The 4,074-nt window shown below is 40.7% G+C and carries 5 protein-coding genes; 4 read left to right on the top strand and 1 reads right to left on the bottom strand.

Annotation, left to right across the window (positions count from 1 at the left end; genetic code table 11):
* Together AC3WS5_RS15900 and AC3WS5_RS15895 are read left to right on the top strand one after the other, a co-directional pair.
* Positions 1 to 1,110: RHS repeat domain-containing protein (locus tag AC3WS5_RS15900; RefSeq protein WP_492468403.1), on the top strand; the 1,110-nt coding region annotated here is incomplete at its 5' end.
* 24 nt (positions 1,111 to 1,134) lie between these two features.
* The gene (locus AC3WS5_RS15895; protein ID WP_492468402.1) at positions 1,135 to 1,578 is read left to right on the top strand and encodes a hypothetical protein; all 444 of its coding nucleotides are present in this window, start codon (positions 1,135 to 1,137) and stop codon (positions 1,576 to 1,578) included.
* A gap of 33 nt (positions 1,579 to 1,611) precedes the next feature.
* Here AC3WS5_RS15895 and AC3WS5_RS15890 read toward each other — a convergent pair whose 3' ends face one another.
* A complete protein-coding gene (locus AC3WS5_RS15890) occupies positions 1,612 to 1,809 on the bottom strand; it encodes a hypothetical protein (protein ID WP_492468401.1) in 198 nt (65 codons plus the stop codon).
* 134 nt (positions 1,810 to 1,943) lie between these two features.
* Between AC3WS5_RS15890 and AC3WS5_RS15885 the strand changes: the two genes are divergently transcribed.
* Positions 1,944 to 3,065 (top strand): RHS repeat domain-containing protein, encoded by a 1,122-nt coding sequence (locus AC3WS5_RS15885; protein WP_492468400.1) that lies wholly within the window; start codon positions 1,944 to 1,946, stop codon positions 3,063 to 3,065.
* Between the two features lie 2 nt (positions 3,066 to 3,067).
* Positions 3,068 to 3,532: a hypothetical protein gene (locus tag AC3WS5_RS15880; RefSeq protein ID WP_492468398.1), complete on the top strand. Its 465-nt coding sequence runs from the start codon at positions 3,068 to 3,070 to the stop codon at positions 3,530 to 3,532.
* Positions 3,533 to 4,074 lie beyond the last annotated feature (542 nt).

The following is a 4,074-nucleotide window of genomic DNA, read 5'->3' as shown; positions in this document are numbered from 1 at the left end:
TTGCAGTTCGTAAATACTGAAGAAGGCAGGGCAAGGCTGGAATCCGGTGCATGGAAATACGATTACTTTCTGAAAGATCATCTGGGTAATGTTCGCATGATGCTGGATGATAATGGTAACGTGCTGGAAGAAACGCATTACTATCCGTTCGGACTCTCCATGAAAGGGATAAGCCTGCAAAACGCAAATGCATCTCTTCGAAACAAATATCTATATAATGGAAAGGAGCTCGATAACCAGGAATTTGCCGACGGTTCGGGTTTAGAAATGTATGATTTTGGCACCAGGCATTATGATACTCAAATAGGCAGGTGGCATACGGTGGATCCATTAGCACATAAGTTTCCCTGGCAATCTGGTTATTCTGCTTTTGACAATAATCCTATAAATAAAATAGATCCTGATGGAAGGGCTGCTTATAGCCCTATATACGGAACTGATGGGAAGTTCCTGGGTACTGATGATGAGGGGTTGCAGGGTAAAGCTATTGTAATGAAGCACGAGGACTTCACGCAAGGTATGAAGCATGAAGATGCAATGAAGAAAGATTTAGCACCTAATGGAGGTACAGAATATTACAAAGCAATACCTGATTGGGGAAATTATTTTGATTTCTATAATCATTATAATGACTTACCTAACCGACCAGATTACGATGGATTTGTTACAATCCGGGAAGGAATAGACTGGGCGAAATCACATGTAGGGGCGTTAAAAAATCTCACATCGGAAAATATGCTTTACATAGACGCTTCCAAACTTGATTTTGGAAATATCTCTGTTTCTGATTTTAAAAACGGAGCAGGTAAATCCTCTCCGATAAATTTAAATACTCCGGGAAACTTTGCTGCAGCTCAAACCAACTACACTTTGGCATCTACGGTTTATGCCCTGGGACGTGTAAATATTACATTGTTGAACAATACAGGTAGCGTAAAAGTCGTGAATGATTTTAATTTACCGTTTGGTAGAGCGACCGATTATGATTGGAATAAGGGAGGAAGTATATGGAGGAAGGGACTTATCAATTATGAAAGGTGGTCGGAAGGTTTGAATGATACTCACGGATTTAGAACCTTCTATTATGGTACAGGGCAATTGCGCCCGTAGGTAGGATTTATAAAAAAAAATTTTATGAGCAAGCGTTTTTGTTATACCACTCTTCAAGTGTTGATATTTTTTACAGTTTCCTGCAATTGGATATCGGGAGAATATCCATTGGGCAACCATCTTTCATTATGGGATAATGATAAAGAAAAAACAGCGATTATTGTTTATTGCGAAGGGGATTGCCATGGAGGAATACAAGTTCTTCCTATTCGTGAAAGACAGACGGATAGCGGTGAATACGTAGAAGAAGCCACATCAAACAAAGAATGGGCGATAGCAAAAACGCTACAGATAAAAGATAACAAAGAAAATTATTATATTATTAGCAAAGACTTTAATATTGAGAATGTGGATTGTTCAAAAGTTAACTGCGATAGCATTCTTCAAAGCCATGTAACAGGGCCATTGAGTTTAACCGAGTTTGAAAACAAAAAGAAAGTCTTGAATATAGAGTTAGATTTTAAATAAATAGTATGCAGGTAATAGAAGATAATTTTTTTCTTATCTGAAAGCCTGTTTAGTTTTAAAATTTTGGATGTAGGTATCAATGACGTTGAACAGGACGCTTTTGGTATCAGCATCCATTTTTTGTATGTCGTTGATACGTTCCACCGTTTCCTTTTCACAAGAAGCGTTTTCCCCTTCCCCGATTAAAAAATCAACGGTTACGCCAAAAACGTTAGCCATTTTGGCAACCATCTCAATGGACGGTAAATTTTCATTGCGTTCGTACGTCCCGGTAATCCCAAGGATGCGTTTGCTTGTCGGTGGTCGGGAACTTTGGTTACAGGGTTCTGGCACTTGTGTACCACGGCAGTATAACCAGTGATGGTGTGTTGAATATTGAATACAATGAGTTAAATTTGCCTAAGCAGGTTACGGGCACCGCCGTAGGTACGGTCATATACGGCTATAGCGCAACAGGCGAGAAGCTGAGCAAACAGACTCCGGTTGAAGCGAGAAGCTACATCGATGGGATCGAGTACACCGGTACGACGATAGATCTTTTACACATGGGGGAAGGCGTTGCCCGCAATAATGGCGGCAGCTACACGTTTGAGCACTTTTTAAAAGACCATCTGGGTAATACGCGGATCGTTTACAACAGCGCGGGAGCGGTACTTCAGCAGACGGATTATTATCCATTTGGTTTGGGTATAGCCCGTTACCAGGCGGTGCCGAATAAGTACAAATACAACGGCAGGGAGAAACAGGAGGAGCTGGGGCAGTACGACTACGGCGCGAGGTTTTATGATCCGGTGATCGGCAGGTGGCATGTGGTTGACCCGTTAGCATACAAATATCCAAGTCTATCACCTTATTGTTTTGTTGCTAATAACCCCATAAGATACATAGACCCTGACGGACGAGAAATCGTAGACCCACAAGGTAGGAGAGCAATCTACTATGACAAAAAGGGTGGTATGCACTATACAAAATATGCTACTGCTGATATAAAAAGGGTTGCAGGAGCTTTAAATCTGACTACCGAAGGTGCCACTCAGTTGAAAAGAATTAATTCCTCTGACATAAAAACCAAAATCAGCATTTCTTCCGATAGTAAAATTGAAACCAAATCTGACGGTACTCATTATACCTATGGTGAAACTGAACAAGGAAATAGAAATAATCCACCAACTTATAGTAAGTATCAAAATGATGATGGCTCTTTTGGCATAAAAGAAGCTACTATTACTATTTTTGAAGGGACATTGAAAGAAGGTATAAAAGCGGGTTCAGGTTTAGAACATGAAGGGTTGACACTTGAACAGGCTATAGGTGCAGTAGCAGGACATGAAGGTATTCATGCCACAGATAAAGCTGAGATAAATAAAGACATTCAAGCAGAATTTGGCACTAGAAAGCAACAAGCTGCAAGAGACATTTCAAGAGAAGTGAAACCTGAAGCTGTTGAGAAAAAAATAATTCGCCAATCTAAAAAATTAAACGATTGATTATGAAAGGTTTATTTCTTAGTATTGTTTTAGTACTTACACTTTCAAATTGTTCGTACGCACAAGTAAAAAAGAAAAATCTATTTCAAACGGTAAGAGTTCCAGATAGTATAAATTTGCAACTTGCTGAAATTACTTATAAGAGAAGTAGCGACATAAGCCCCAAAACGGGTTTATATGTGTGGAATTTGCAAAGCAAAAAAGATTTAATTTTTAAGGATGGGATATACTCATTCAAAGGTTTAGGACCTCACTTTCCGAGACGATTATTTATTTATAACAAAGGCGACATTTTTATTTTTGAAAATGAAGGAGCGTTTAATCCCCGAGGGGTTATTAAGGAGTTTGCCGTATGTGTTGAAAAATTAAATCTAACCGGAGAGCAGGTTGTCAAATACACAAAGGCAATAAGCGGTTATTTAGAACAAGAAGAAGGAAACACGTATGGTTCAGAAATAAGAAAATAAAATGCAATATACAAATCACTTAATGAGCGGCTTTTGTATGTTGGTGCCCCACGCATAGTGATAAACTTGACGGAGGAAGTCCGTTAAGGGGGTATGTAATCGCCAACCATTAGCCGAGAGCAAGGGTGCGACCGTGAGGTTGAATCTGAAGCCCTCCCGGCCAAGCCGTTCGGACGGGGAAGCTTAAGGCAAAGTTCCTGCTCGAGGAACATGAACACTATCAGGCAGAAGCTGTGGGGTGAGATAATAAGGCTTTCCGATTGAATGCGCCGGTTGGTAAAGGATGCGTTTGCCTGTCAGTCAGTGAAGAACCTGGTATGATGATTATAGTTGGGTTACCGATGCACGGTGGAGCGTACCCTCAGGCCTACATGCGAGCTTTGATCCGCTGCACAACAGCCACCTGCTACCCGCATCCAACAACACTTACCCCTATGCGCAGCAACCTGCCAAAGATGACAGGACCAAAGGAATGGTAACGGGTACGAGAATAAAGAAACTGGGTACCGCGGATTATATATACACGCTTACGCTTTATGACG

The sequence above is a fragment of the Niabella sp. CPT15-335-S11 genome (assembly GCF_058792415.1).
Note: the sequence above shows the minus strand (reverse complement) of the source record. Positions and strands in the feature narration are given on the sequence as shown.

Excerpts from the sequence above, each read along its gene's own strand:
- AC3WS5_RS15890 (WP_492468401.1), bottom strand. The coding sequence starts at position 1,809 with ATGGTTGCCAAAATGGCTAACGTTTTTGGCGTAACCGTTGATTTTTTA.
- AC3WS5_RS15895 (WP_492468402.1), top strand. The coding sequence starts at position 1,135 with ATGAGCAAGCGTTTTTGTTATACCACTCTTCAAGTGTTGATATTTTTT.
- AC3WS5_RS15880 (WP_492468398.1), top strand. The coding sequence starts at position 3,068 with ATGAAAGGTTTATTTCTTAGTATTGTTTTAGTACTTACACTTTCAAAT.